1 protein-coding gene is annotated in these 2,772 nt (G+C 39.9%); it reads left to right on the top strand.

Annotated features, from left to right (window positions below; all coding sequences use genetic code 11):
• The first annotated feature begins 385 nt into the window (after window positions 1-385).
• Window positions 386-1,210, top strand: a complete 825-nt coding sequence (locus BOW51_RS09350) for a BAG family molecular chaperone regulator (protein ID WP_167367310.1) — start codon at window positions 386-388, stop codon at window positions 1,208-1,210.
• Window positions 1,211-2,772: the final 1,562 nt, after the last annotated feature.

Raw genomic sequence — 2,772 nt, 5'->3', positions numbered from 1 at the left:
CAGGGTAGCTACACCCCCTAGAACTGCAACACCACCAAGACAAGAGGGGAGGTCATCACCTGTTGTCAGGGAGATTCCAATTCATCATGTTTCAACGGCGGACCCTGTTTTGCAAGGTCATACCATTTATCAAGGTCATGGTCACACCAAAGCTGCACAGCCGTCTGGGTACCCTGCTACACATCAGTCACAATTCTCTACCCAGCCCCAAGGGTTCAGTGGGCAGAGAAGGCCCCAACTACACCCAATACCTCCACCACAAGTTCATCCTGTGCCAGTGTCACATCCCACAATGCATCATTGGCAACAGCCTATGCCAAACACTCAGCCAATGCCACAAGCACAGCCAATACCACCAGTGCATCCAATGCAGAAAGCTCAAACTATGCCACAACCGCCGTCCGAGCCAGAACAAAGTCACCAGTCAAGGGAACGGGTGATACCTATTATTCATGAAGTCTCGAAACAGCCTGCTAGTCAGCCTCATTATTCGGCCAAGTTCGAGTACAATCCACAGCAGCAGCAACAACAGCAGCACCACCCAGATCCTGAAAGACCGGTGCATTATAGTTCTGGTCCTGTTCCCAGTGCGCATGTCGTTAAAGAACAGCCATCCCATCGACCCACTGAAGGGAAACCATCGGAAGAGGCACCAAGGCAACTGGAAACTGATCATCAAGACCATGTAGAACCAAAACATGAACCCCCAAAGCCAAAGTCTCCACTAGAAATAATTGAAGGCATTCTGAGGGATGTCCGAGGGCTTGAAGGAGATGTTAGCAGCTTCAATCTACCAAAATCCGATAGGCGATATAGATACTTAGAAGAAATGTTAACAAGGAATCTCTTGAAGCTTGACAGCATAGATGCTGATGGAGATGAACATATTCGGCAAGCTCGTAAACAAGCTGTACATGAGATTCAGGGTGCTTTAGATCAGCTCGAATTGAAAGCTTTAGCTTGTGGACAAGGGGGAGCACACACAACAGAGGAAAAAGATCACGTGGTTAGTGGAAACGAACAAATGTCAAGCTGTGATAATACTATGGCTGATCAAAATACCAACTCTCAGTCATCTGACAGAGCCAAGTCAGAAGAGAAAATGGAAGTGGATAGCGATAGTAATCAGACTGCTAAGGCTGATCAGGTGAAAGAAGGGAATCCTTCACGTGTGAAAGAGATGGTGTTAGGTAGTGAAGTTCAATGTTAGTTGTTACAGTAACTGCACAACCTTCATTCACACTTTTGTCAGTGAACAATGGTTCAGCACTTTTCTGCCATTTATGACACTCTTAGCTGATTCATGTAATTTATTGCCTCAGTGTGAGTAACAGAAGTTACTGATCAAAAGTTACCCACCTGTACTATATAGCATTATTGAAAGGGAGATCCATCTTCTAAAAATGAGAGCATACTGTTACTCAGAGTCTGCCATTCAATATTTGTCTGACAACTCCAAGTGTTGCTTTCGCAAGGATCTTCTAATGAGTAACAATGACCATTTCAATGCATACAAAAACACTGTCATTTCAATAAATTTTAGAATGCAGATGTCTTGTACCGACAGGGATGTGAAGCGTCTCATGCAGAATTGAAATTTGAAAGTGTCTACGATAAATGACGTAATAATTGGAGCAAAATAAAATAAATATTTTTTTTGCAATTCGAATTATTAGAAATTAACATCCCTGAAATTCTTCAGTGTTCGAATTATTAGGAAATGCACATCGGCAGAGAGCGAGTGAGAGTAATGTGCGTTGTTGTATATTGGCCGTTTATATCCGCATTATTCTATGTTTTTATTCATACTACACAAATATAAATAAAATGGGATATACCGGTAGTCATGTTCAAAGAATAATCTGGTCACAGTCTTGCAATATCATATCACAAGTACACAGGCCTAGAAATTTCAAAAATTTGCGTAGCCCATTTATCGTTCACACAGATTTGGACTTGCGTAACCAGATGGTTACGCAAATGGTTTCGCAAATTCCAGTAATTAGTATAATATACCATGTTTTAATATACACACAATATACTGGAATATAAACAATAATAAGTATTATTTTATTCCATAATGACTTTTGTCTGGTGTGGCACTGCAAATGATAATAGTCTAATATATTTTCTTATTGCTTGGCTTTGATTTAGACATGATAGTGATGATTCTAGAGAATCAAGTTATACCACACTATAACCTGGCATAAGTCACACAACCTGTGTACTGGGCCTATTTGTGGAATAGCTCTTTTTTTCTTTTTTTTCTTCTAATTTTTAGTTTATTTTTTTTGGGACGCGAACGAAAAATAGTTCGGGGCTAATTGATTTTGCGTAACCATCACGCGAACTGAACGATCGTTCGCCTGAAATTTCGAGGCCTGAGTACATTCGCGCTATCTTTGTTTACCAGAAAAACTGAAATGCACTGATCAGGAGGTAAACTGGAAATGTTGTTAAAAGCTCTTGCCATGTGATAATATTATCCTCGATGCTATTAGATTATTACCGGTATTCAAATTAGATGAAATAAAAGCCTTCAAAAGAAAAAGTGAACAGGAGTATAAAACTACACATTGCATTTTACTGTTGAGCCGTGGTATTAATTCTCCAATATTTTCACTTGTCAGCGCATATGTTCAGAACAATTTGGTATCAAGGCTATATTTGAGAAAATGGCACGTAAATGGAGAAACATCACATTTCGGGTCATGGATGAAAGTAACTGATGCTTCTGTTTTTGTTATAACACTTATTTTTTAACAAATTGTT

It is taken from the genome of Solemya elarraichensis gill symbiont (assembly GCF_002021095.1).
GTDB lineage: Bacteria > Pseudomonadota > Gammaproteobacteria > Chromatiales > Chromatiaceae.
This window is presented reverse-complemented; position numbering and strand designations above follow the sequence as displayed.

Bases quoted from the DNA above. Each gene is read 5' to 3' on its own strand.
- BOW51_RS09350 (WP_167367310.1), top strand. From the start codon at position 386: ATGCCACAACCGCCGTCCGAGCCAGAACAAAGTCACCAGTCAAGGGAA.